This window comes from Zongyangia acetica (genome assembly GCF_038739695.1).
Taxonomy (GTDB): Bacteria; Bacillota; Clostridia; order Oscillospirales; family Ruminococcaceae; genus Zongyangia; species Zongyangia gallinarum.
Genome location: NZ_JBBEWN010000001.1, coordinates 280980 through 306812, shown reverse-complemented (window position 1 = coordinate 306812; position 25833 = coordinate 280980). Strand labels below are relative to the sequence as shown.

Sequence of the window (25833 nt, the reverse complement as noted above, 5' to 3'; positions counted from 1 at the left end):
GGAGGCAGAACATGGGAAAGATATTTGGTACAGACGGCGCCAGAGGGGTGGCCAACAAGGAACTAAGTTGTGAGCTTGCCATGAACATCGGACGGTGCGCGGCCACGGTATTGACCAGCCACACCCACCGCAAACCGAAAATTCTCATTGGTAAAGACACCCGTATTTCTTCTGATATGCTGGAAGCAGCATTGGTGGCCGGACTTTGTTCCGTAGGCGCCGATGTCATGCTCATCGGCGTGGTTCCCACCCCGGCGGTAGCTTATTTGGTGCAGGAGTATGAAGCGGATGCCGGCATTATGATTTCCGCCTCCCATAATCCGGTGGAATTTAACGGCATCAAGATTTTCAATGAAAATGGTTACAAGCTTTCCGACAGCATCGAAAACGAAATTGAGGCGATGCTGGAGCAGGGAGTGCCGGAGAAAATGCTGAAAACTGGCGGGGAGATTGGCTCAGTCATCCGGGTCAAAACCGCCACCAAGGATTATATTGACCATATCCGCTCTACGGTGGATGTGGATCTGACGGGCTTGACGGTGGCCATTGACTGCGCCAACGGAAGCGCCAGTACAACAGCCCAGACCCTGTTTACCTCCATGGGCGCTAACTGCATGATTATCAACGACGTGCCTGACGGGATCAATATCAACGACAACTGTGGGTCTACCCATATCGAGGTTTTGGCCCGGTATGTGGTGCAAAACGGCTGTGACGTAGGCGTAGCCTTTGACGGAGACGCGGATCGCTGTCTAGCGGTGGATGAGCACGGCGTCATTTTGGACGGCGACAAGCTGATGGCCATGTTTGCTCACGATATGAAGAAAAACGGCAGACTAAAAAATGATACGGTAGTCGCCACCGTTATGTCCAACCTGGGCTTTTTCAAATTCTGTGAAAAATATGACATCCACGCTGAGTCCACCAAGGTAGGAGACCGATACGTGCTGGAAAATATGCTGCTGGGCGGCCATAACCTGGGCGGCGAGCAGTCAGGCCATATTATTTTTCTCGACTATATGACCACCGGCGATGGGCAGCTTTCCGCCGCCCAGCTGCTCTGTCTGCTCAAAAAGAGCGGCGGCAATCTGTCGGATCTTTCGGAAATCATGGAGCGCTATCCCCAGACGCTGGTCAACGTTACAGTGGCAAACGACGCCAAGGAACGGCTGGATGGGGAAGAGACCATTTGGAACAAAATCAGAGCCTGTGAGCAGCAGCTGCAAGGCGACGGCAGAATCTTGGTCCGCTGCTCTGGGACCGAGCCCCTCATCCGGGTCATGGTAGAGGGTAAGGACGCCGAGACCATCGGCGCTATGGCGGCGGATATTGCTGAGACTATCAAGGAAAGACTGGGATAAATGAGGACAGCTGAGCACTGGAAGGACTATCAAATACTGGACACATCCGGAGGGGAAAAGCTGGAGCGATGGGGCAACGTGGTTCTCATCCGCCCGGATCCCCAGATTATTTGGAACACCCCCAAAGATCCTGGCCTTTGGAAGAAGGCCAACGCCCGCTATATCCGGAGTAGTTCCGGCGGCGGACATTGGGAAAACAGTCATATGCCGCAAAACGAGTGGAATATCTCCTATGGGGTGCTTCGTTTTCACATCCGGCCCACCGGCTTTAAACATACCGGCCTTTTTCCAGAACAGGCTGTCAACTGGGACTGGATGATGGATAAAATTGAGAGGGCAGGAAGGCCTATAAAGGTTCTCAATCTCTTCGCCTACACCGGCGGAGCCACCCTGGCCTGCGCTAAGGCGGGAGCCAGTGTCTGCCATGTGGATGCTTCCAAAGGGATGGTCAGCTGGGCCAGGGACAACGCCCGCCTCAGCGGCCTGGAGGACAGGCCCATCCGTTGGATTGTAGACGATTGTAAAAAGTTTGTAGAGCGGGAAATCCGTCGGGGCAACCGGTATGACGCGGTCATTATGGATCCGCCCTCCTACGGCCGGGGGCCGGGAGGAGAGGTGTGGAAGCTGGAAAGCGAGATTTACGGCCTGGTGGAGCTTTGCTCCCGGGTGCTCAGTGAACGCCCCCTCTTTTTCTTGCTTAACTCTTACACCACCGGCCTTTCGCCTTCGGTGATGCAGTATCTGCTGGGGGTAACGGTGCGAAACAAATTTGGAGGAGAGGTCAGCGCCGACGAGATCGGTCTGCCGGTGAAAAAATCAGGCTATGATCTGCCCTGTGGCTGCACAGCTATCTGGCAGTGTGAATAAAGGTGTAGAACTTGATTGCAGATGTGCCGGAAGCGGTGCGGAAATGGAGGTTAGTCCCGGTGGAAAACATCGTTACAATGCAGGATGTCTCCTATGCCTATACGGCGGAGGGGAACGCGGCTCCGGTGCTGGAGCATGTGAACCTGGACATCCCAAGAGGCCAGTTTTTGGCGGTGCTGGGCCACAATGGTTCGGGTAAATCGACGTTGGCAAAGCACCTTAACGCCATCCTTACCCCGTCGGAGGGGGTTGTCTATGTGGATGGCATTGACACCCGGCAGGAGGAGATGATCTACGAAATCCGGCAGAATGTGGGCATGGTGTTCCAGAACCCGGACAACCAGATTGTCGCCACCATTGTGGAAGAGGATGTGGCCTTTGCCCTGGAAAACCTGGGTGTGGAGCCGAAGGAGATGCGTCAAAGAGTAGACGACGCCCTCAAGGAAGTGGGAATGTACGAATACCGGGAGCATGCGCCTCATCAGCTCTCCGGCGGACAGAAGCAGCGGGTAGCCATTGCGGGTATTATCGCCATGCGTCCCGAGTGCATTGTGCTGGACGAGCCCACTGCTATGCTGGATCCCAAAGGCCGGCGGGAGGTCATCAAGACGGTGCGAAAGCTCAACCGGGATTTCGGCATCACGGTAGTACTCATTACCCATTACATGGATGAGGCGGCCAAGGCTGACCGGGTGGTGGTGATTGATAACGGCCACATGCTGTTGGATGATACCCCCAAAAATGTATTCTCCCATGTAGAACAGCTCAAGTCCGTTGGTTTGGACGTACCCCAATCCACCGAGCTTGTATATGAACTAAAAAAAGCGGGTTACCCCGTAGACAGCCATATCATCGACGAAGAGGAGTGCGTGGAACAGATTCTGCGCCTTTTGGAGGAATGAGAATTTGTCAGTCATCAAAACTGAGCATCTTACCTACACTTACAGCGCCGGTTCTCCCTTTGAAAAGGTAGCTGTCAGCGATGTCAACATCGAAATAGAAAAAGGGGAGCTTGTGGGCATTATCGGCCATACAGGCTCGGGCAAATCCACCCTGATCCAGCATCTTAACGGACTGCTCCGCCCCACTTCAGGCAAGATTTACATCGATGGGGAGGACATCTGGGAAAATCCCAAGGATATCCGCAGAATCCGCTTTAAGGTGGGGCTGGTTTTCCAATATCCGGAATACCAGCTGTTTGAGGAGACGGTTTACAAGGACATTGCCTATGGACCCCAGAATATCGGCCTTTCCGCGGAAGAAATCGACGAGCGGGTCCGGGAGGCGGCTATGTTTGTGGGCTTGAAGCCTACCACTTTAGAGAAATCACCCTTTGAGCTCTCCGGCGGACAGAAACGCCGGGTAGCCATTGCCGGAGTTATCGCCATGCGCCCGGAGGTGCTTATTCTGGACGAGCCCACGGCAGGACTGGATCCAAAGGGCCGGGATAAAATTCTAGGCCAGATCAAGGAATATCATGAGCAGCAGAAAAATTCGGTTCTGCTGGTTTCCCATAGTATGGAGGATGTGGCGAAGTACTGTTCTAAGGTGCTGGTCATGAACAAATCCAAAGTATTTATGTATGATACCATTCAAAATGTCTTCTCTCACACCGAGGAGTTATCCTCCATGGGGCTTGCGGTGCCTCAGGTTACCCGCATTTTCCACGCGCTCAAAGACCGCGGTGTGGATGTGAACCCCGACATCTTTACGGTAGAGGAAGGAAAGAGGGAGCTTTTGCAGCTGCTTTCCCGGCATCAGGCGGAGAAGGGAGGAAATGCCCGTGCTTAAGGACATCACCATTGGCCAGTATTACCCGGGCAAATCTCTCATCCATCGGATGGATCCCCGGATGAAGATTGTCATCACCTTCGCCTATATTATCATGCTATTCGTTGCCAAAAACGCTTGGAGCTTTTTGGTGGGCATTGGCTTTCTCGTCATCGCCTATGCCATTTCCGGCGTGCCTTGGAAGATGGCGTTGAAGGGCTTGAAGCCTATTATTCCCATTGTTATTTTCACCACCATCCTCAACATGTTTTTCATCGATGGAGATCCTTTGTGGCAATGGGGCTTTATCAAGATTACAGATAGAGGTATCTCCATGGCCATTATGATGGCCATCCGCATCTTCTGCCTGATTGCAGGAACCTCCCTGCTGACCTATACCACCTCTCCCATCGTTTTGACCGATGGATTGGAGCGACTCATGAGCCCGCTGAAAAAAATCAAGGTGCCGGTCCATGAGCTAGCCATGATGATGACCATTGCGCTGCGTTTTATTCCCACCCTGATCGAGGAGACGGACAAGATTATGAACGCACAGAAGGCCAGAGGCGCCGATTTGGAGTCAGGGAAGCTTCTCCAGCGGGTGAAGGCCCTGATCCCGGTGCTGATCCCTCTGTTTGTCTCAGCTTTCCGCCGGGCTGACGAGCTGGCGCTGGCTATGGAGTGCCGGTGTTACCGAGGCGGAGAGGGAAGAACCCGGCTGAAACAGCTGAAGTTACACAGCAGGGACATCGTTTCCGCCATATTTGTAGCGGTCTGCATCGGCGGAATCATCGCCCTTAACTATTTCTTCCCATCCCTATTCTAATGGAGAAAATGATGAGGAATCTGCTGATTACCATGGCCTACCGGGGAACGGCTTATCATGGCTCCCAGGTTCAGGACAATGCGCTGACGATAACAGAGGTCTTTCAGGACGCCCTGGAAAAGGTGGTAGGACGCCGGGAGGACATTAAATGCTGTTCCCGGCTGGACGCCGGCGTCCATGCCAATATGTTTTGCATCAGTTTCAAGACCCAGTGTTCCATTCCCTGCGAGGGCCTTTTGCGGGGGCTCAATTCCTGTCTGCCTGGGGATATGGCGGTCTGTGAGGCCAAGGAAGTTCCCCTTGATTTTCATGCCCGTTACAGCGCCAGGGGGAAGGAGTATATTTATAAGGTCCATAACACTATTGTAAGGGACCCTCTGATGGCGGGACTTGTCTGTGAATATCCTAAGCCTATCGATGAAAAGACGCTGCACGAGGCGGCCCAGGCCTTTGTAGGCTCCTACGATTTTTCCGCCTTCTGTAGTAGCGGCGGTTCGGTAAAGGATACGATCCGCACCATCCGGCGCTTTTCGGTATATCGGGAAGGGGACATGGTCCTCTTTGCCGTGGCGGGAGATGGATTTTTATATAACATGGTGCGGATTATGGTGGGCACCCTATTGGATGTTGCCGCAGGGAAAATTGCGGCGGATGATCTAACGTCGATTATTGCTTCCAAAGACCGCTCTCGGGCGGGAAAGACAGCCCCATCCTGCGGGCTGTACCTCAACCGGGTTTTTTATGATGAGATAGATTTAGGATAGTCTTATAAAAAGCAGTTACAACTTTTTGAGAAAGAAGGTGAGGAAATGGCAGAGGTACAGGATATTTCGGAAGTGCGGAAAAAATACAAAAAAAAGAGTATCGTCAAGCGAATCATCCTCATTGTGCTTATCTTTATTCTGGTGCTTGTGGCCCTTTCCTTTACCAATGAAACCGTGAGGACCAAGGTCAACGATTTCTTTTCTACAATATCGGCGGAATTTGGTGGAGGTAATGGCTTCCCTATCAGTTTGGCGGGCTCCACTCCATCGATGATGACCGCCTTCAGCAATGATCTGGGGGTTCTTACCGAGACAAACTTTTACGTCTATAATCAGAATGGCAAAGAGATCGGCAATATTCAGCACGGGTTTACCAATCCGAAGGTGGTCAATAACAGTTCCTTGAGCGCGGTATATGACAGGGGAGGGAAGAAACTGGTCCTCTCCTCAAAAACAAGGGAACTGATGAACCAGACCTATGAGTTTTCGATTTTGACTGCTGATCTGGCAAAGAACGGCTATTTGGCAGTGGCGACAACATCCCAGCGGTATACCTCCCAGATGACGGTCTATGACAGCAATCAGGAGGAAATCTTGACCTGGTATTCGGCGCAGAACCATATTGTCTCTCTCTCCGTTTTCGGCAACGGCAGCGGTGTTGTCATAGGAACCTTAGGAGGGGAAAGCGGAACGCTGAAGTCTTCCTTGGTCTTTTTGTCCTTTAGTGAAGAAGAACCCATTGCCACTCTGGATTTTCCGGGGGAATCCATCTATGCTGTGGACTATAAAGACGGCGGGCATATTTTTGTGGTCACCGACAAGGCAGTCCGGGTGATGAGCAGCACTGGAACAATCGAAGGACAATACGATTACGGCGCCACCAACCTGGTGAGCTTTTCTACAGAGGACAGCGAAAACATAGCCCTGGTGTTTGGAGACTACAACCAGTACCAGCAGGCCACCATCATCCTTATGGATCAAACGTGTAAAAAGGTAGGAGAGATCCATCTGGATGAGGCGGTCAAAGACATTTCCCTTTCTCATGATCGTTTGGCGGTTCTCCTTCAGCAGGAAGCTATTGTATACGACATGACAGGTACAGAAATACGGCGAGCTTCGGTGGAGCGAAGCTGTATCGGTATTCAGATGGCGGGTTCTTCTGTCTATGCTTCGCTGACAGGACGGATTGAAAAAGTCTGAGCAAAATGATGTAAAATACACCTAAATTGTAAACTTTTTTTGCTGTGCCTTGACGGATGAGATGAGGCGAGTAAAATGCTATATGTATGGTAAAGATAGATCAGTTTGCTTTCCTACCGTTAGGAAAAGCTGTGCTTTTTAGAGGCACTTTTGGAGGTCATACATGACAGAATGGATTCCATTACTCTATGACCTGTGCGTCGTTATACTGGTCATATATTTTATATCGATATCCGCCCGTCGTGGATTTGTCCGGACGGTTATTGAATTTATCGGATATCTGATTTCTTTTTTTATTGCGAATTTGGGTGCTAACGCGTTTTCTACAGTAATTTTTAATCATTTCCTCCGCCCTTCGGTGGTAGAAACGGTGGGAAACAAATTGACGGAGGCAGGGATTACCGATATTGCCGCTGATGTTCAGACGGTGCTATCCCAGGTGCCGGACGCGCTGGAAAAGTTTTTGGATGCCTTTGGCTCCGGGACGGATGTGCTGGCTGAATTAGAGGCATTGACCAATTCTACCCAGCCATTGCCGGAGGCCATTACTGATCATGTAGTGGCTCCTCTTGTAATCAGCATTGTGCAGCTGATTCTATTTATTGTGCTGATGTCCATTTGCTTATTCCTGGTACGCAAGTTTGCCTGGACCCTGAGCGGCCTGAGACGTATCCCAATCATCGGCCCTGCAAATACGTTGTTGGGCGGTATTGTTGGCGCCTTTGAAGGCCTTCTAACAGTTGTCCTGATTGCCAATCTGCTCAGCCTGATTATAGCGGCCACAGCAGGAGGCTTTGCATACCTTAACAACGATATTATGGAGCAGACAGTATTATTAAGACGATTCCTGATCTAAAAATCAGAAAAATAGACGGCTCTGAAGCAAAAACTGGGCGGGCTTCGGAGTTGATACCCTGGTAGGGAGAGAGAGCCTGGTGGAAGGTAGTGATGAACAATGTTATGTTCCAGATGTAAAAGAAGACCCGCAGTGGTGTTTATGACAAGGATGGAGGGTACTGAAACCATAAATGAGGGATTGTGCCTCAAATGTGCCAAAGAGCTTGGCATAAAACCAGTGGACGATATGATGAAACAAATGGGGATTACCGACGAAGAACTGGAGGATATGAGCAACCAGCTAATGGATATTATGGGAGACGAAGACAATGGCTTTGAGCCAGGCGGCTCCCAGACATTCCCCTTTTTGCAGAACCTCTTTGGAGACCAGGCGGCAAAGCAGCCGGAAAACCCGGGGGCGCCGGGACGTCAAAATCCGGCTCAGCCCAATGGAAAAACGGGGAAAAAAGAGAAAAAACGCAAATATTTGGACAATTACTGTGAGAATCTGACCCAAAAGGCCAAGGACGGCAAATTAGATCGGATCATCGGACGGGATCAGGAGATTTACCGGGTGGTGCAAATCCTCAACCGTCGGACCAAAAACAATCCCTGCCTGATCGGTGAGCCGGGCGTGGGAAAAACCGCCATTGCCGAGGGTATCGCCCTACGCATTGCCCAGGGCAATGTGCCGGCAAAACTGGCTGATAAGGAGATTCATCTGCTGGATCTGACCGCTTTGGTAGCGGGAACCCAGTTCCGGGGTCAGTTTGAGAGCAGGGTCAAGGGACTGGTAGACGAGGTGAAGGCCTGCGGCAACATTATCCTCTTTATTGATGAAGTTCATAACTTGGTAGGCGCCGGAGATTCAGAGGGTTCTATGAATGCGGCCAATATCCTGAAGCCTGCTCTCTCCCGGGGAGAGATCCAGGTCATCGGTGCCACCACCTTTAATGAATACCGCAAGTACATCGAAAAAGACAGCGCTTTGGAACGCCGTTTCCAGCCGGTGACTGTCAACGAACCCTCCATTGCCGATACCATTGAGGTGCTCAAAGGTGTCAAGGAGTATTATGAAAACTACCACCATGTCAAGGTGCCTGATTCCATTGTTCACTCCGCGGCAGTGCTTTCAGAGCGGTACATTAACGACCGTTATCTGCCTGATAAAGCCATTGACCTGTTGGATGAAGCTTGTTCCTGCGCCTCTCTGGCCAGCAAGGATCTGGCGGAGTATGACGGCCTTTCCAGAAAGCTGGCGGATCTCATTGTCAAACGGGAAGAGATCAATTCTGCTACCGACAGCGTGGACTACGAAAAATTGGCCGAAACCAAGGCGGACATCCTCCGGGTGGAAGCACGCAGGAACGAGCTGCAGGACAAGGTGGACGCTCTGACGGTGACCCAGGATGACCTAGCCAAGGTTATTGAGCTGTGGACGGGAATTCCCGCCAGCAAGATTCGGGAGAATGAACTGCGTCGTGTGGCGGGGCTAGAAGAAGCCCTTAAAAAGAAGATCATCGGCCAAGACGAGGCTGTGGAACTGGTAGCTGCTGCAGTGCGGCGCTCTAGAGTGCAGATCAGTCCCCGTAGGAGGCCGGCCTCCTTTATCTTTGTAGGCCCCACGGGCGTGGGAAAGACAGAACTTGTCAAAGTACTCTCACGAGAGTTATTTGATACAGCAGACCCCTTGATTCGTCTGGATATGAGCGAGTTTATGGAGAAGCACTCCGTTTCTAGAATTGTGGGCTCTCCTCCCGGATATGTGGGATATGACGAGGCAGGACAGCTGACAGAGAAGGTCCGCCGCCGTCCCTATTCCGTAGTGCTGTTTGATGAAATCGAGAAAGCCCATCCCGATGTGCTCAACATCCTGCTCCAGATCCTGGATGAGGGAAGGATTACCGACGCCCATGGCAGAACGGTATCTTTCGAAAACACAGTGTTGGTCATGACCTCCAACGCCGGCAGCAACCTGAAGGAAAATGCGCTGGGATTTAATAAGCAGCAGGACGAGGTGGCAAAGGACCGGGTAATGAAGGCGCTGGGCGATTTCCTGCGGCCGGAATTTTTGGGCCGTGTAGACGAAATCGTTGTGTTCCGCCAGCTCAATGAACAGGATTTTCAGAAGATCGCGGCGCTGTTGCTGGATGAGTTCAAAGAGCCAATGAAGGAAAAGGGTATCGAATTTGGCTACGATGAGGCGGCCCTTGCGCTGATTGCCCAGAAGGCTTACGGACATAAGAGCGGCGCCCGGGATATCCGCCGGATCATCCGCAAGGAAGTGGAGGATAAGATTGCACTGCTGTTGGTGGAAAAGGGAGAAGACAATGTTTCCCAGATTATGAAACTGACCGCAAAGGATGGGAAGTTTGAAATCCTCCAAGCGTAATGAAGAAAGAGCCGGATCGCAAGATCCGGCTCTTATTTTTCGTTTACCACTAGTTTTATATACAAAGCTATTGACAAAAGCATGTAAGGATGGTAAAATATAATCCGTCGCTAGATGAGCGGGTGTAGTTCAATGGTAGAATCCCAGCCTTCCAAGCTGGTCGCGTGGGTTCGATTCCCATCACCCGCTCCAAAATTTCCGTCACACAATAGATCGCGCTTCGGAAGATGTAATTGGGCGACGGGCATTTCAAAAATGCGCCAGTAGCTCAGCTGGATAGAGCAACTGCCTTCTAAGCAGTAGGCCAGGGGTTCGAGTCCCTTCTGGCGCGCCATGTGGTGGGTATAGCTCAGTTGGTTAGAGCGCCAGATTGTGGCTCTGGAGGTCGTGAGTTCGACTCTCATTACCCACCCCACTTTATAAATAAAAGGCGTAAGCCTTTTTTTTATATCATCATATCAATATTGATATGAATGTTGGGCTGTCGCCAAGCGGTAAGGCACCAGACTTTGACTCTGGCATCCCGTGGGTTCGAATCCCGCCAGCCCAGCCAAGAAAACCCCAATAAATCGCATGATGAAGCGGTTTATTGGGGTTTTCTATTTTGCCCAATTTTGAAAATAACGCTGTAATCGGGCCAATTACACCTCAAAAAGTCGTATAAGTGTCGTAGTAAGAATGAATCGAGCAGCCGGTTTATCTTAGCTGGAGACTCTTCCGCGGGGCCTCTACATTGCATATTTAATAGACATGCATTCTCGCTATGACATTACGAAAGGAAATCTCAGCGGTATTTGCGGGCCTTTATAATGTAGGTCATTGTCGGTGGTAGTATTAAAAGCAGAATTCCTTTACAAAGCTGCTTTCTTGATCATAAACTTTAATTTTAGTAAATTTTGCAGTAATATTTACACGATATATCTTGAAAATTATAAGAAATGACGGTATTATAAAAATAATATGAGAAATGATAAGGGGAGGCAGCATATGTACCGGATTTCTAATTTTACAGATAACGACGATGTCAGAGTTATTGCCCAAGAGGGTGCGTTTCAAGTAATTGAATATCAGCGGGATTTGAGTGTTACTCCTAGCTCTGCGATCACCGCTTACTACAGCGCCCAGATGAATGTGAGGAAGAGGCAGTTGATTTGTAATTTGGCCGAAGCACCAGTTACAATCCAGGCGGGGGCCATGCAGTGGATGCTGGGAGATGTCAACGCTACTACAGGGATTAAAAGCGTGGGGGATTTTCTAGGCAAGGCTGTTCGGGGCAAAGCCACTGGCGAGTCGGCAATTAAACCGGAGTATACCGGAAACGGTATTCTGGTGCTGGAGCCCACCTACAAACATCTTATTCTTATGAGTACAGCAGAATGGGGTGGTGGCGTGGTTCTGGATGACGGACTGTTTTTGGCCTGTGAATCTACCCTGCAACACAAAGCGGTTATGCGCTCCAATTTTTCCTCTGCATTAGCCGGTGGAGAAGGTTTGTTTAATCTAAGCCTTAATGGGAATGGCGTGTTTTGTATTGAATCAGATTGTCCCAAAGATGAACTGATTGAGATCACGCTACAAAACGATGTATTAAAAATAGATGGAAACTACGCCATCGCCTGGAGCAGAAGTTTGGAGTTTACGGTGGAGAGGTCTGGAAAGAGCTTAATTGGTTCTGCCGCCTCTGGAGAAGGGCTTGTGAATGTATATAGGGGTACAGGAAAAGTGCTAATGATGCCCACTGCTAAGATGCCAAATGTTTAGTATGAAATAAAAAACAAAAATTATCTGCATTAAGTGTATTATAAATGGAAGAATAAAAAAACAGGAGCTTTTGATTCAAAGCTCCTGTTTTTTTATTTTGTTTTCACTAGGCTTTGACTAGGGATTATTTTTTCTTGCGGGAGAGAACCACCGCAGCGCCAGCACTCAGGGCCAGGACTGCCAGTGCTCCAGCGATCATGCTGCTGTCGCCAGAAGACGGGTTCTCTTTGTCGCTGTTGCCAGAACCAGTTCCATTGGCGGAACCATTTCCACTGCCATCCGGCCAATCCCAGTCCCCGCCGCCTACCTGATCTTCGTCAGATCCAGGAATGCTGGGCTTGTCGGTGCCAGGTGTGGGTTCTGGCTCTTCCGGATCCGGTGTGCCGCCGGCTGCTTCACGGGTTATCACGATGGTGTAGGTCTTATCCCCTGCTACCACGGTAATAGCATTAGGTCCAACCTCCAGGGCAATATCCTCGGAGTAGGCGCCGGAGGCGACATCCTTGCCGTTGACGGTAACAGCGGTGTCACCGGTGTAGGTGGGCATGACCTTGACAGAAGAGACGGAGTTTGCCACGGTGGCGGTGTAGGAGAGGGTGTCCTTGTCAAAGGTAGGCTCCAAGGTGCCGGTGGAGAGTTCCAGGCCGCTCAGCTCGGTGGGAATGGGCGCCGGTTCCTTCCAGGCAGAGTTCATGGAATAGATGTTGAGGCTATCTACAGTAACGTTGCCGCCATTTGTGAAGAACTCCATGCCATTGCTTTCAGGATCAGGGAAGTAACAGGTCATGATGACTGCCTCACCGTCGTTGCCAAAGGCATCGATGACGGTGGTATCCACCAGGATGCGGAGTTTCACTTTGTTGCCCTCCATGGGGATCATTTCCATGACGGGTACGCCGTTGTAGCTCTTGCCGGAATTACTCTTATCCAGAACCAACTGCTGGTTTTGTACATCATATTTAACGATGGTTTCCTGTCCATTGCCCTGACGCAGCTTAAAGCCGAAATCGGTAACACCGTCACCCAGGGTGAATTCACCTTCAATGTCCAACAGTACGCCCTGTTTTCCATCCAGGATATTGGTGGAATCAGGGGTGACCTCTACGTTGGTGCCGGAATAGATCAGATCGCCGCGCAGGGATTTGATTTCCTCAATAGGATAGCTCATCAGACGGGGACCGTCCTCAGTGCTGACCAGAGTGGTTTCCAGAGGAATGCCCTGGTTACCATTCCAGGTCTTGTTGGGATCTACAGAAGTGCCAGTACCCTCCCGCAGCCAGCTGACGGAGAGGCGGCGGCCCTGTGCATCGTTAAAATAGGACTGGGTAGCATAAACCAGACCATCGCCCGGCTCTGCAAAATAGTCGGTACGGTACTGATGGCTGTCGCCGGTGTAGAGGATAGGATCTGTCTCAGCCTTGAAGGTGAGCTTGCCCTCTGCATCCTTGGTAATATTACCTACCATATAGAAGGAACCGGCAGCATTATACACCCATTTGATATTGTTTTCATCGCCGTCCAAAGCCAGAGGATAGAGATCCGGGCATTCCCAACCATAGAGAGGAGTGCCGTCTTTGAACTGGACATAGCTGTTGAAGGTCCAGTTCTTCAAATCGGGAGAGGTATAAAGGCCTACTCCAGTGGTAATCATGAGCCAGCAGCCACCATAGGGTTGCATAGCTTCGTCCTCATACCAGATCACCTTCGGATCTCCAACGCCATCAATGACAGCCTTGCCATCCTGGTATTTGGTCCAGGTGTAGCCATTGTCAGTGGAATAGGCCAGCATGACGCCGGAGCCCACCTTCTCATTGTTCATGGGAATTGCCACCATCCGGGCCTCGGGCGGGACGGATTCGTCGAAGAAGCCGGTGGTGTTGTAATAGTCGATGACACCGGAGCCGGACCACTTGGTACCATATTCATCAGGATAAAGAGCAACAGGCAGTTCAGTCCAATGGATCAGGTCCTTGGAAACCGCATGACCCCAACTCATATTCCCCCAGTTCATCCCATAGGGATTGTGCTGGTAAAACATATGATATTCGCCGGTTGCGGCATTATACATCAGACCATTGGGGTCGTTGATCCAGTTAAGCTGGGTGGAAAAATGGAACTGCGCGCGATAATCACCGTCATAGATGGTGTCCATATCCGGTGTGCGCTTAACGTTAACCGTAAAGCTCTTAGAGATACCGCTGGCGGCATCTTTCACGGTGATGCTAATGGTATTATAGCCAATGTTGAGAGGGATGTCAGCGGTTTCCACGCCGCTTTCCACGATCTGGGAATTGATGATGATCTGGAAGCCCTCTTCTGCAGCAGCTTTTACCCGGATAGATTCCATATCAGTGGGTACATCCGCGGTGTAGGTGGTGACCGCGTTGTCAAATTCCTCGTTGAGCTCCGCGCCCACCAGTTCCAGGCTGGTGAGAGCGGGCGTTTTTGCCTCATAGTAGTTGACATTGTTAAAGGTAACGTCGCCTAAGGAGGTCATAACGCCGAAGTAGCCGCCGGAGAAGTTTTCTTCCTTATAGGAGCCCACCAGGACGTTGTCCATGAGGAAATTCATGGTGCCGTCTTCCAGCAATTCCACCCGGACGTGATAGTTGGACTTGTTAATCTCGTCGGCGGTCAGGTTGCGGTAGACATCCCAATTCTGGGTGCCAGCCGTATTCTTGAAGAGCTTGGTGACATTACCCCATTTCTTGTCCACATTGACGCAGTACCATTTGGCATAGGGGTCATCAGGGTTTTCTACGCCAAAGACCAGCCCGCCGATGCCGTCGGCATTTTCAATGTGCATGTCCCCTTCAAACACGAAGGTAGAGCCGGCGGGGAGGCTGACATCCGACATGGAGAAGGTATCACCTGTGCCAATATTATTCCCACGATAGCCGGATTGAGTGATGGTCCAATTGTCAAATTCCTGCCAGCCGGTCAGATTGGAGACGAATTCAGCAGGGTCATTGTTCTGGAATTTGATATTGGCAAAGGTAGCCTCGGTCACGTAGGAGCATAGGCCCACATAGCCGCCGGCATAGGTGTCCTGCTTGGCGGTGATGACCAGCTCCCCGTTGACATAGGCCCTGAAGGTGCCGTCTGCCTCCACTTCCAGTTTCAGTTTGACGGGTTCGCCGGGGATAAGGCTAATGGGTACAATCTCATTGAGGCCGCCAGGCTGGTTCCAGGTGGACTCACAGAAGAGGCGGGCTTCGTTGCCGCCCCGGATGTGCAGGGCGTTCCAATTGAGGCCCAGATTGTCAGGAGAGGGGGTAGCGGCGCCGAAGAGAAGGCCCGCGGTGCTTCCTTCATCGAAGGTCATATCCGCTTCGAAGGTAAAGGCCTTCGCCCTCGTATCGGAGACCACATAGTTGTTGCCCTTATTGTTGTGGACAGTGACAGAACCATCCGCGTTGACGGTGCGGTCCCCGGACCAGCCGCTCAGGTCGCTTTCCACCGGGGGAACATACTCGTCCACCTGAGAGGAATAGGTGATATTTTCAAAGGTAGTATTGGTATACCAGTTGATGAAGCCGATCTGGACTTCCTGCATGTCCGGATAGTTGTAATCGATTAGGGCTTCGGCGCCATTGTTGACAAAGACACGGATGTTTTTGTCGGCGTCGACGGTCATCTTGAGATGAATCTTAGAATCCCGGATACCAGCGGGAAGAGCCGCAGTCTGCTCCTCCAAGTTCATGCCATAGTCGCTGAACAGGCGCAGCCCGCTGCCGTTGACATGCAGCGCAAACCATTGGCCATCGCCCCGCCGCAGGGCAAAGCCGCCGGTTTTGTCCCCATCCTGGAGGGTCATATCCGCTTCCAGGGTGAAAACGCTGGCCGTGGTATCGGAATACACGGTGACGTTGCCGCCGCTGACAAGGCTGAGGACACCGCTTCCCTCATCGTAGTTGTACTCCCCTGGGTTGCCTGTCCAGCCCCCCAGATCGCTTGGGGCGGCAAAGACGGTCAGCCCGGTGGGCAGGACCATCGTGGCCAAGATGGCCAACGCCAGAATAAACGAAAGAATTTTTACTTTCTTTCGCCTGCGGGTTGTTTGCATCATTGTAACACTCCTTCTTCTCTTTATTTATCAGAAATATTGCTATTTCTGCACATACTATCATATCAGCCTTGGATAAAAGATGCAATTCTGAAAAGATCAGTTTAAAATTACTGTAGAAATGCCTAATTTTTTTGTATGAAGTTTGTGTAGAATGAAGGGCTGGTGTATCAGAGAAAATAACGGTGAACCGTTGCCTTTTCATCAGATGGGAAGTATGATATGCTGATAAAAAGGGGGAGGGACTATGGATCAGCAAAAAAGCTTTGAAGAACAGGTCTACGATCTGGTGGCAGAAATCCCGCGGGGAAGGGTGTCTACTTATGGGCAGCTGGCATTCTTGCTGGGATTTCCCCGCCGCGCGCGGATGGTGGGACGGGCTTTGTCCCACGCGCCGGAGGAAAGGCAGCTTCCCTGCCACCGGGTGGTCAACTGCCAAGGACGGATGGTTCCCCATTGGCCGGAACAAAAGATGCTGTTGGAAGGGGAAGGAATAGAGTTTTTAAAAAATGGCTGTGTGAACCTAAAAAGATACCGGTGGAATCCCTGGGAATAGACGCATGCTTTTAACCGACACCTGTAGCCTGTGGGATTGTCCACTTTTCCAGTATGAGCAGAATGTAAGTCAAGAATATATATAAATATAGAAGAAAACGCCGCTGGGCCCTGTGGGAGGGAACAGCGGCGTTTTAATTTATAGGCCTATAGCAGGACTAATCCGGCCGGATAGTGCATACACATCAATGAGATGACAAGAAGAAAGGGGGGACGGGCTGTGTGGAGAAAAAAGACACTGGGCGATCTTCGCCCTGGCCAGAGCGGGACGGTTTTGCGGGTCGGCGGCCAGGGCGCCATTAAGCGGAAACTGGTGGACATGGGGATTACGCCGGGTGTGAAGATTGTGGTGCGGAAAAAGGCGCCGCTGGGGGATCCCATTGAGGTGGAACTTTGGGGCTTCGCCCTATTATTGCGCCGAGACGACGCGGTGAAAATCGAGATGGAGTAGGAGGGAAGGTCATGGGGCAGAGGAAAAGCCGGGTGGTGGCGCTGGTGGGCAATCCCAACTGCGGAAAGACCACCCTTTTTAACGCCCTCACCGGAAGCCGCCAGTATGTGGGGAACTGGCCGGGGGTCACGGTGGAAAAGAAGGAAGGTTCCATCAAAAACAGCTTCCTGCGGCTGATGGATCTGCCTGGCATCTACTCTCTGTCCCCTTACTCCTTGGAGGAGAAAATTGCACGGGATTATATTCTGGATGGACAGCCCGATCTTATCCTCAACATTGTGGACGGAACCAATATCCAGCGCAACCTCTACCTCAGCCTTCAGCTTCTGGAGCTGGGAATGCCCACCGTCATCGCTGTCAATATGATGGATGACGTCCGGGCCAAGGGGGATCAAATCCACTGCGACATTCTTTCCCGCAGGCTGGGGGTGCCAGTTCTCCCCATTTCCGCCCGGCGAGAGGAGAATCTACTGGAGCTCCAGCAAACCCTGGAGAAGCTTGCGCAGTCGGGAATTGACCCCAAGACAGAGATCCGCTATAACCGCCGGACGGAAAAGGCTTTGGGGGAGCTAAGGGAGGCCTTTTCCTCTGCCGGTACTCCGCTGGGGAAAGGAGCCCGGTTTTATCTTCCAAAGCTTCTGGAGGACGATAGGGAAATCCAGGACAGGCTGCAACTTTCCGCCTTGATGCGGGAAAGGCTCCAGGAAATCATCCGGCGGTATGAATCGGATGCCCTTTATGGAGACCGGGACACCTTGGTGGCCGATGCCCGCTATCAGGCCATTGAGACCCTTTGCGGGGAGGCGGTGGAGAGCAAGAGGCCCCCTGGCGCTCTGACCCTGTCCGACCGAATTGACCGGATTGCCACCGGACCCGTCTCTGCCTTCCCGGTCTTTTTGGGGATGATGTTCCTCATTTTTTCCACCACCTTCGGCCCGGTGGGGCGGACGCTGGGAATGGGGATGGAATGGCTGGTGACGGCTTTGTCGGCGGGGATGGGGGATATCCTCAAGAGCCTGGGCGCTTCTCCCTGGCTCCAAAGCCTGATTTTGGACGGAGCCGTAGCTGGTGTAGGCGCGGTGCTCTCCTTTCTTCCCCAAATCCTGCTGCTGTTTCTCTTCCTCTCCCTGTTGGAGGACAGCGGCTACATGGCTCGGGCCGCCTTTATTATGGATTGTCCGCTGCGGAAGCTGGGGCTCTCAGGCAAGTCCTTTATCCCCATGCTCATGGGGTTTGGATGCACCACCCCTGCGGTGATGGCAGCCCGCACCATAGAAAAGGAGAAGGAGCGGCGGATGACCATCATGCTGACCCCCTTTATGTCCTGCAGCGCGAGACTGCCCATCTATGCCGTATTTGCGGGGACGTTTTTCCCCTCCTGTGGAGGGGTTGTGATCTTTTCTATCTACCTTCTGGGGATGGCGGTGGCCGTCGTTTGCGGGCTGCTTTTGAAAAAGACGGTGTTTCGGGAGGATGATTCCGCCTTTGTTATGGAACTGCCGCCCTACCGCCTGCCGGCCTTGAAAACCATCGGGCTGCATCTTTGGGAAAGGTGCAGGGGATTTATCATCCGGGCCGGAACCCTGATCTTTCTCATGACCATCCTCGTTTGGCTGTTGCAGCACTTTGACTTTGGCCTGCATCCGGTGGAGGATATGTCGGAAAGTATGTTTGCCGTTATGGGCGGTATGCTGGCTCCCCTGATTTCCCCTTTGGGGTTTGGGTTCTGGCAGGCGGCGGTGGCCCTCCTCACCGGGCTGGTAGCCAAGGAAACGGTGGTTTCCTCCCTGATGCTGCTCTATGGCTGTAGCAACCAGGCGGCGCTTTCAGCCACCCTCTCCCAGGTGTTTACCCCCTTTTCCGCCTGCTCCTTTATGGCCTTTGTCCTATTGTATATGCCCTGTGTCTCCGCCTTTGCGGCCATCCGCAAGGAGATGAACTCCCTGGGCTGGGCGGCCGCTGCCGGGGCCCTTCAGATGGCGGCGGCCTATCTGGTCTCCCTGGGAATTTATCAGGTGGGAAGCCTGTTGCTGTAAATAAAAAAGAGGCGGAAATCCGCCTCTTTTTTATTTTGCGGCGTTGGCCGCGGCGATTTTTTTCATGCAGCTTTGACAGAGGGTGTGGCCGTCGATGTCGGAAAGGGCTTCCTCGCCGCCGCAGAGAACGCAGGCAGGGGAATATTTTTCCACAATGACGCGGTTTTGGTAGAGGGTGAGGACCGCTTCGCTGCCTTCAGAAAGCTGCAGTGCCTGGCGGTACTCTACGGGAAGGACAATGCGGCCGATCTCGTCGACCTTGCGGATGACGGGCATCATAGGATGACCTCCTTCGATTGTTTACAATATATACATATTTTAATTCTTATAAAGAATTATGTCAACGCTTCGAGACAATATAATTCCAAATAAGAATTAAAATGTGTGAGTTGTGGCTATGAAAAGTAGAAGATTGCCTTTAGGCGATAAAAATATAATTGGAGCCAAAGTTACAGAGTTGAGAAAGAAGCGTCGGATGACACAAAAAGAATTAATGGCTCAAATGCAAGTAAGAGGGGTAAATATTCCTTATTCCAGTTTGTCGAAGCTAGAAGGACAGACTCGAGCCGTAAACGATAAAGAGCTTATCGTGCTATGTGATATTTTTGGAGTTGATATGAATTTCTGGGCGGAAACAGAAGAATAAAGCCGGAGAAAGCAGCGCTTTCTCCGGCTTTTTGTTTATATGGGAATTACCCGAAAGGGCTTTTGTTTTTTGATGCAATGCAAAATGGTATTGCGGGTCCCGCGGGATTTTGTATCCCAGAAGGCCAGTACATAATCAGCGTAATCCACAATCTTTTCATTGCGTATGAGGGGCGCGATTTTTCCAAAGTTATGATAATCGGGGAGGAAACAGGTGAATTTCAGCCCCAGCTCTTTGGCCGCCAATTCCCCCAGGGAATCCACGCCCCGGGCGCCGCCGCTGACAATTTCGGTGGCGTCCTCCGGAATATAGGGCAGAATAAAATCCACTTGCAGATGTGCTAGACTGCGGGATCCGACCACGGCGACTTTCACAGACACAACCTCCAGGCAGCAGCGCGGGGCGCTGGATGATAAATTAACAAAATTGGGCTCTATTGGTGTTAATTTAATCATATCACCTTTTAAATCTAAAACAAGGTGAATTTGCCTGAAATATAAAATTGACATCTGGACAAATTAATACCGTCGGCTTTGCAGCGGCGAATTTTTTTGGGAGGTGTTAAAGTTGATAAAAAAACTGTCAAAATTTATTTTTGCGTTATCAGCCGTCATGGCCCTGGCCCTCACAGCCATGACGTTCTATAGTAAGTATGCTTTGCCGGATCAATTTTATGTATCCAAAGGACAATCTTTGCAGCTGGACCCCAAGTATTGGATAGAGGCGGTGTCCACCTCAAGCAGCCGGAGCGGCACATCCCAGGTGGACGCCAGTGAAAATGCTACCTACTCTATGGAACTGCGGTTGTTCGGGATGATCCCGGTCAAGCAGGTCCAGGTCAATGTGGTGGACCAGTCCGAAGTAGTGGTCTGCGGCACACCTTTTGGCATCAAGATGTTCACCGACGGCGTGCTGGTCATCGGCGCCAGCGATGTGATCTGCAACGGCAATTCTGTCAACCCGGCCGAAAACGCTGGAATTAAGGTGGGCGACGTCATCGTCAAGATGAATGGCGCCAAGGTCTATACCAATGAAGACGTGGGAAAAATCGTCGCGGGTAGTGAAGGGAAGAGCGTCTCGGTGACCTACCAGCGAAACGGGCAAACCCTCTATACCGATCTGTATCCCGCCCTCTCTGACGACGGGCAGGGGTATAAAGCGGGAATCTGGGTGCGGGATTCCACAGCGGGAATCGGCACCATGACCTTTTATGATCCCTCTGCCAAAGTGTTTGGCGGACTGGGACACGCCATCTGTGATGTAGATACAGGGAAAATCATGCCTCTTTCTTCCGGGGATATTGTAGGCGTCACCATTACCGGCGTTAAAAAGGGAGAAGCAGGTTCCCCAGGCGAGCTCAAAGGCGGCTTTGTGGAGAGCCAGCAGCTGGGTGAGCTATCCCTCAACGGGGAAACCGGCGTATACGGCATGATTGAGAACCCCTCCTTGATCCAGGGAACAGCCTTGCCGGTGGCATTTAAACAGGAGGTCAAGGCGGGGAAAGCTCAGATTATCACCACCTTAGATGGACAGAGCGCGGAAAAATTTGAGGTGATGATCGAAGAGGTCAATTACGACGACAACAATCCGACAAAAAATATGGTGGTCAAAATCACCGATCCCCAGCTTCTGTCAAAAACGGGGGGAATTGTACAAGGCATGAGCGGAAGTCCCATTATCCAGGATGGCAAGCTTATCGGCGCTGTCACCCACGTTTTTGTCAATGATCCGACAAAAGGCTACGGTATTTTTGCCGAAAATATGCTGTCCAGCGCTAAAAATGTTGAATTTTCTGCAACAAATGCCGCGTAAGAATTGACTTTAGCAGGCGAGAATCCTATAATAAAAATGGAACTAGAAATTTTTGGTAAAAATTTGCGCAATCCCCTTGCAATTATTGGAAAAATATGGTAATCTAGGGACATGAAAAAATTGGTTAGTAAAAAGGGAGATATGACAATGCAGATTAAGCTGAAAATTTTAATCGCAGACGACAGCAAGGACTTTATTAACCTTTGTAGCGCCGAGTTTCACAAATATGAGATCGAGGTGCTATCCACTGCCAAAGATGGCCAGAAAGTGGTGGACAACATCCTCAGCGAAGAGCCGGACGTTGTTCTCATGGATATTTTTATGCCCCAGCTGGACGCCCTGGAAGTGATGCAGAAAATTTCGGAACTGCCTCTTCCCAAACGGCCTATCTTTATGGTGATGTCCAGCTTTGACAACGAAAAGTTCGAGCGCCAAGTTTTGCAGGAGGGTGCGTCTTATTATTTTCTCAAGCCTTTTGATGTCAGTGTGATGGCAAAGCGGATTATGCAGATCGCTGGTCTTTCTACCGGATCCGCCGCTCCCTTGGTCAGCCACACGACGGCGCACAAGGAGCCGGATCTGGAGGTGATGGTCACCGAGATCATCCATCAAATCGGAGTTCCTGCTCACATCAAAGGCTACCATTATCTGAGAGAATCGATCATGTTGGCGGTGGAGAATCCGGACATCATCAATTCGGTGACCAAGCAGTTATATCCGTCGGTGGCTGTCAAGTTTGAGACAACCTCTTCCCGTGTAGAGCGCGCCATCCGTCATGCCATTGAGGTGGCTTGGGATCGGGGCGATGTGGATACCCTTAACTCCTATTTCGGTTACACCATCCACAACGGCAGAGGGAAGCCGACCAACTCTGAATTTATTGCCATGATCTCCGATAAGCTGCGGCTGAAACTGAAAAATGCCAACTGAGGAATCTTTTCCCAACATCCAGGCGCGTCTCGACATTGAGGCGCGCTTTTTTATTAAAGAACACCAAAAATGGGGAAAATTGTGTGAAGTATTTTTGCTACATCCCTGGCAGGGCATGAGTTGTTCCCATTTTGCAAAAGTGATATAATATAGGTTAAATCCTGCGCTTTTTCTTAGCGCAGGGTGGCTAAGAAAATGAGGTGAGTGTTTGGCACCGACTGGAAAAAAGCTCTACATCATTGTGGGACATTACGGCAGCGGCAAGACCAATTTTGCAGTCAATTTAGCGGTTGACCTGCAAAAGAGGGGAGAAAAGGTTGCCATCGCCGATATGGACATTGTCAATCCCTATTTCCGTTCTGCTGATTTTACCGAACTGTTCGGGAAATTAGGCGTTGACGTGGTCAATCCTCCTTTCGCAAACACCAATTTGGATATTCCCTCTGTTACAGCGGAAATCGACGGCCTGCTGGAGCGCCGGGACACTTCGGTGATCCTGGATATCGGCGGGGACGATGCAGGCGCCGCAGTGTTGGGCCGGTATTCCCAGAAGATCAAGGACCGGGGCGAGTATGAGTTATTATACGTCATCAACAAAAGCCGGTATTTGACCAGGGAAGCGGATGATACCATCCAGGTGCTTCGGGAAATTGAGGCCGCGTCAAGACTAAAGGCGACAGGGCTTGTGAACAATACCCATCTTTGTACCGAAACCACGCCGGAGACGGTGGAGCATGCCTTTGACTACGCCGATGAGATCGCGGAGAAGACGGGGCTTCCCATCCTTTATACCACAGTGCGGCGGGATTTATTGGAAAAAGTCGACCCAAAGGGGAGGACCTTATACCCTGTTGACATCTATGTGAAGACGCCGTGGCAATAACAGAAAATCAGGCGGTTTGAACCGCTTACATATATCATTAGGTCTTAGATAGAGAGGAATGTGAGCAAAGCATGGCAAAGATTACCGTCAACGAAAACAAATGTAAGGGCTGCGGGCTATGTGCCACAGCCTGCCCCAAAAAAATCATTGTCCTATCCAAGGACAGGCTCAATGCCAAGGGTTATCACCCGGCAGAGTGCATTGACTTTGAAAAATGTATTGGATGTGCAATGTGCGCGACCATGTGTCCGGATGTTGCCATCGTTGTGGAAAGGTAGGGAACAACATTGGCTGAAAGAGTACTCATGAAGGGCAACGAAGCACTGGGCGAAGCGGCAATGCGCGCCGGATGTCGTCACTTCTTCGGTTACCCCATCACCCCCCAGACAGAGCTTTCTGCGTATCTGTCCAAAATGATGCCCAAGGTAGGCGGCACCTTCCTTCAGGCAGAAAGTGAAATTGCTGCCATCAACATGGTGCTGGGCGCTGCCAGCGCCGGCGTTCGGGCGATGACCAGCTCTTCTTCCCCCGGCATCTCCCTGAAATGCGAAGGCATTTCCTACATAGCGGGCTCCGACCTGCCCTGCGTCATTGTCAACGTGCAGAGAGGCGGCCCGGGTCTGGGCGGCATCCAGCCCTCCCAGGCGGATTATTGGCAGGCCACCAGAGCTCCCGGCCACGGCGACCTCCACGCTATTGTTTTTGCCCCCTCCACCGTTCAGGAGATGGTGAATATCGTGTTCGAGGCCTTTGACAAGGCAGACGAATACCGTATGCCTGCGATGATCCTGGCAGACGGCATGCTGGGCCAGATGATGGAGCCGGTGGAATTCCCGGAGCTGAAGGCCCATACAGTGGAAAAGCCCTGGGCGACCAATGGCCATAAGGGCGAGAGAAAACACAATATCGTCAATTCCCTGTTCTTGCAGCCCCAGCAGCTGGAGGACAAGATCAGAGAGCGCTTTGAAAGATACGCAATCATTCAGGAGAAGGAAGCCAAGGCCGAGGAATATCTCACCGAGGACGCAGACATTGTCCTGGTTGCTTATGGTGCTTCTTCCCGTATTGCCAGAAGCGCGGTCAACTCCGCCCGTGCTGAAGGCATTAAAGCAGGACTCATCCGGCCCATTACCCTGTGGCCCTTCCCGGTGAAGAATATCCAGGCTGCCTGCAAGAGTGCGAAAGCATTTTTGGCAGTGGAGATGAGCATGGGCCAGATGGTGGACGATGTCCGCCTGGCTGTCAATGGTGAGCATCCGGTCCACTTCTTTGGACGGACCGGCGGTATCATCCCGTCGCCGGCAGAGGTCCTGGCAAAAATTGAAGAAATTTCAGGGGGTGCAAAATAATGGCTGTTGTTTTTGAAAAACCCCATGCCCTTGCGGATACCACCTTCCATTACTGCCCTGGATGTACCCACGGCATTATCCACCGTCTGGTGGCGGAGGTCATTGACGAGCTGGGTGTGGAAGGAAAGACCGTAGGCGTATGCCCGGTCGGCTGCTCTGTTATGGCGTACGATTATTTTAACTGCGATATGGTAGAAGCGGCCCATGGACGTGCTCCCGCTGTGGCCACCGGCCTCAAGCGCGCACTGCCTGACAACGTCATCTTCACCTATCAGGGCGATGGTGACCTGGCGGCCATCGGTACTGCGGAAACTGTCCACTCCGCAACCCGTGGTGAGAATATCACCATCATCTTTGTCAACAACGCCATTTATGGCATGACCGGCGGCCAGATGGCTCCCACCACCCTGCCCGGTCAGGTAACCCAGACCACCCCTTATGGCCGTGATACCAACACTGCCGGTTACCCGGTGCGGGTGTGCGAGATGCTCTCCACCCTGTCCGGCGTAGCGCTGGCACAGCGTGTGGCCGTGGATACGGTTCCCCACATCAACGAGGCGAAAAAGGCCATTAAAAAAGCATTCCAGAATCAGCTGGATAACAAGGGATTCTCGATTGTAGAGGTGCTTTCCACCTGCCCGACCAACTGGGGAATGACCCCCACTGAGGCCCTGCAGTGGCTGCGTGACAATATGATGCCCTATTATCCGCTGGGCGTCTATAAAGACGTGGAAGAGGGGGTAAAGAAATAATGGCAGGAATCAATATGGTTTTTGCAGGCTTCGGCGGACAGGGTATTCTGTTCGCGGGAAAGGTCTGCGCTTATAGCGGTTTGATGGAAGAGAAGGAAGTATCCTGGCTGCCCTCTTACGGACCGGAGATGCGCGGCGGTACTGCTAACTGCAGTGTCTGCATTTCTGACGAGCCCATTGGCTCTCCGCTGGTGCTCACACCTGATGCGCTGATTGCGATGAACATCCAGTCCTATGATAAATTTATCGATGCCGTTGTCCCCGGCGGCGTTGCTGTTATCGACAGCACCCTGGTGGACAAGAAAACCGAGCGGCAGGACATCAAGGCATTTTATGTGCCGGCCACCCAGATGGCCAATGACCTGCAGTTGCAGGGACTGGCCAACATCATCCTCTTGGGCAAACTGCTCAAGGAGACGGGTTTTGCCTCTTTAGAGGCGGTGGAAAAAGCAATCGCCAAATGCGTCCCTCCGAGAAAACAGCACCTGCTGGAGCCCAATATGCGGGCCATCAAGGCAGGCATGGAAGCATAATAGAACTCTCTCTGATAAAAATCCCCTCTGCTATGTGCAGAG

At 51.6% G+C, this 25833-nt stretch carries 24 protein-coding genes and 4 tRNA genes; 25 read left to right on the top strand and 3 right to left on the bottom strand.

The window, feature by feature from the left end:
• Window positions 1-11 precede the first annotated feature (11 nt).
• The 14 genes from glmM to WGC32_RS01345 all read left to right on the top strand — a co-directional run bounded on the left by glmM (window position 12) and on the right by WGC32_RS01345 (window position 11778).
• Window positions 12-1361, top strand: a complete 1350-nt coding sequence (gene glmM, locus WGC32_RS01410; RefSeq protein WP_191482433.1) for a phosphoglucosamine mutase — start codon at window positions 12-14, stop codon at window positions 1359-1361.
• Window positions 1362-2228, top strand: coding sequence for a class I SAM-dependent methyltransferase (locus WGC32_RS01405; RefSeq protein WP_342680434.1), 867 nt, complete (start codon window positions 1362-1364; stop codon window positions 2226-2228).
• A gap of 59 nt (window positions 2229-2287) precedes the next feature.
• Window positions 2288-3130 carry an energy-coupling factor transporter ATPase gene (locus WGC32_RS01400; protein WP_462933606.1) on the top strand — a complete coding sequence of 281 codons (843 nt, stop codon included), beginning with the start codon at window positions 2288-2290 and terminating at the stop codon, window positions 3128-3130.
• A 4-nt stretch (window positions 3131-3134) separates the two neighbouring features.
• Window positions 3135-4019: an energy-coupling factor transporter ATPase gene (locus WGC32_RS01395; RefSeq protein ID WP_191510002.1), complete on the top strand. Its 885-nt coding sequence runs from the start codon at window positions 3135-3137 to the stop codon at window positions 4017-4019.
• Window positions 4012-4824 (top strand): CbiQ family ECF transporter T component, encoded by an 813-nt coding sequence (locus WGC32_RS01390; protein WP_191482436.1) that lies wholly within the window; start codon window positions 4012-4014, stop codon window positions 4822-4824. The genes WGC32_RS01395 and WGC32_RS01390 overlap by 8 nt, the downstream gene beginning before the upstream one ends.
• 11 nt (window positions 4825-4835) lie before the next feature.
• A complete protein-coding gene (gene truA, locus WGC32_RS01385) occupies window positions 4836-5588 on the top strand; it encodes a tRNA pseudouridine(38-40) synthase TruA (RefSeq protein WP_342680433.1) in 753 nt (250 codons plus the stop codon).
• Window positions 5589-5633: 45 nt separating this feature from the next.
• Entirely contained in the window at window positions 5634-6788 is a 1155-nt protein-coding gene (locus tag WGC32_RS01380; RefSeq protein ID WP_342680432.1) for a DUF5711 family protein, read from the top strand.
• Between the two features lie 163 nt (window positions 6789-6951).
• On the top strand, window positions 6952-7644 hold the full coding sequence (locus WGC32_RS01375; RefSeq protein ID WP_342680431.1) for a CvpA family protein: 693 nt from the start codon (window positions 6952-6954) through the stop codon (window positions 7642-7644).
• A 99-nt stretch (window positions 7645-7743) separates the two neighbouring features.
• The gene (locus WGC32_RS01370) at window positions 7744-10017 is read left to right on the top strand and encodes an ATP-dependent Clp protease ATP-binding subunit (protein WP_342680430.1); all 2274 of its coding nucleotides are present in this window, start codon (window positions 7744-7746) and stop codon (window positions 10015-10017) included.
• Between the two features lie 118 nt (window positions 10018-10135).
• Window positions 10136-10209 (top strand) — tRNA-Gly (locus tag WGC32_RS01365).
• A gap of 65 nt (window positions 10210-10274) precedes the next feature.
• Window positions 10275-10351, top strand: a tRNA-Arg gene (locus tag WGC32_RS01360).
• A gap of 4 nt (window positions 10352-10355) precedes the next feature.
• A tRNA-His gene (locus WGC32_RS01355) sits at window positions 10356-10432 on the top strand.
• Between the two features lie 62 nt (window positions 10433-10494).
• Window positions 10495-10570 (top strand) — tRNA-Gln (locus WGC32_RS01350).
• Window positions 10571-11004: 434 nt separating this feature from the next.
• On the top strand, window positions 11005-11778 hold the full coding sequence (locus WGC32_RS01345) for an AIM24 family protein (protein WP_342680429.1): 774 nt from the start codon (window positions 11005-11007) through the stop codon (window positions 11776-11778).
• 124 nt (window positions 11779-11902) lie between these two features.
• On the opposite strand, the gene WGC32_RS01340 is transcribed toward WGC32_RS01345, so the two are convergent.
• The gene (locus WGC32_RS01340) at window positions 11903-15847 is read right to left on the bottom strand and encodes a GH32 C-terminal domain-containing protein (protein ID WP_342680428.1); all 3945 of its coding nucleotides are present in this window, start codon (window positions 15845-15847) and stop codon (window positions 11903-11905) included.
• A 244-nt stretch (window positions 15848-16091) separates the two neighbouring features.
• Here WGC32_RS01340 and WGC32_RS01335 point away from each other — a divergent pair, with 244 nt between their 5' ends.
• From WGC32_RS01335 to feoB, 3 genes are all read left to right on the top strand, one after another.
• Window positions 16092-16400, top strand: coding sequence for an MGMT family protein (locus WGC32_RS01335; RefSeq protein WP_342680427.1), 309 nt, complete (start codon window positions 16092-16094; stop codon window positions 16398-16400).
• Between the two features lie 219 nt (window positions 16401-16619).
• Entirely contained in the window at window positions 16620-16850 is a 231-nt protein-coding gene (locus tag WGC32_RS01330; RefSeq protein ID WP_224771546.1) for a FeoA family protein, read from the top strand.
• A gap of 11 nt (window positions 16851-16861) precedes the next feature.
• On the top strand, window positions 16862-18886 hold the full coding sequence (gene feoB / locus WGC32_RS01325; RefSeq protein WP_342680426.1) for a ferrous iron transport protein B: 2025 nt from the start codon (window positions 16862-16864) through the stop codon (window positions 18884-18886).
• A gap of 30 nt (window positions 18887-18916) precedes the next feature.
• On the opposite strand, the gene WGC32_RS01320 is transcribed toward feoB, so the two are convergent.
• Window positions 18917-19165 (bottom strand): AbrB/MazE/SpoVT family DNA-binding domain-containing protein, encoded by a 249-nt coding sequence (locus tag WGC32_RS01320; RefSeq protein WP_342680425.1) that lies wholly within the window; start codon window positions 19163-19165, stop codon window positions 18917-18919.
• Between the two features lie 118 nt (window positions 19166-19283).
• On the opposite strand from WGC32_RS01320, the gene WGC32_RS01315 reads away from it, so the two are divergent.
• Window positions 19284-19532 (top strand): helix-turn-helix domain-containing protein, encoded by a 249-nt coding sequence (locus WGC32_RS01315; protein ID WP_191509671.1) that lies wholly within the window; start codon window positions 19284-19286, stop codon window positions 19530-19532.
• A 35-nt stretch (window positions 19533-19567) separates the two neighbouring features.
• Here WGC32_RS01315 and WGC32_RS01310 read toward each other — a convergent pair whose 3' ends face one another.
• Complete coding sequence (locus WGC32_RS01310) at window positions 19568-19906, bottom strand: hypothetical protein (protein ID WP_191481665.1); 339 nt, start codon at window positions 19904-19906, stop codon at window positions 19568-19570.
• Between the two features lie 193 nt (window positions 19907-20099).
• Here WGC32_RS01310 and spoIVB point away from each other — a divergent pair, with 193 nt between their 5' ends.
• The 7 genes from spoIVB (at window position 20100) to WGC32_RS01275 (ending at window position 25791) form a co-directional block, all read left to right on the top strand.
• Window positions 20100-21344, top strand: a complete 1245-nt coding sequence (gene spoIVB / locus WGC32_RS01305) for a SpoIVB peptidase (protein ID WP_342680424.1) — start codon at window positions 20100-20102, stop codon at window positions 21342-21344.
• A 147-nt stretch (window positions 21345-21491) separates the two neighbouring features.
• Window positions 21492-22274 carry a sporulation transcription factor Spo0A gene (gene spo0A, locus WGC32_RS01300; RefSeq protein WP_342680423.1) on the top strand — a complete coding sequence of 261 codons (783 nt, stop codon included), beginning with the start codon at window positions 21492-21494 and terminating at the stop codon, window positions 22272-22274.
• A 208-nt stretch (window positions 22275-22482) separates the two neighbouring features.
• Window positions 22483-23157, top strand: a complete 675-nt coding sequence (locus WGC32_RS01295) for a P-loop NTPase (RefSeq protein ID WP_342680422.1) — start codon at window positions 22483-22485, stop codon at window positions 23155-23157.
• 71 nt (window positions 23158-23228) lie between these two features.
• Window positions 23229-23435, top strand: coding sequence for a 4Fe-4S binding protein (locus tag WGC32_RS01290; protein ID WP_191481662.1), 207 nt, complete (start codon window positions 23229-23231; stop codon window positions 23433-23435).
• Window positions 23436-23444: 9 nt separating this feature from the next.
• Complete coding sequence (locus WGC32_RS01285) at window positions 23445-24506, top strand: 3-methyl-2-oxobutanoate dehydrogenase subunit VorB (protein WP_191481661.1); 1062 nt, start codon at window positions 23445-23447, stop codon at window positions 24504-24506.
• Complete coding sequence (locus WGC32_RS01280) at window positions 24506-25258, top strand: thiamine pyrophosphate-dependent enzyme (protein ID WP_191481660.1); 753 nt, start codon at window positions 24506-24508, stop codon at window positions 25256-25258. Before WGC32_RS01285 ends, WGC32_RS01280 begins: the two co-directional genes overlap by 1 nt.
• A complete protein-coding gene (locus WGC32_RS01275) occupies window positions 25258-25791 on the top strand; it encodes a 2-oxoacid:acceptor oxidoreductase family protein (RefSeq protein ID WP_191481659.1) in 534 nt (177 codons plus the stop codon). Before WGC32_RS01280 ends, WGC32_RS01275 begins: the two co-directional genes overlap by 1 nt.
• Window positions 25792-25833: the final 42 nt, after the last annotated feature.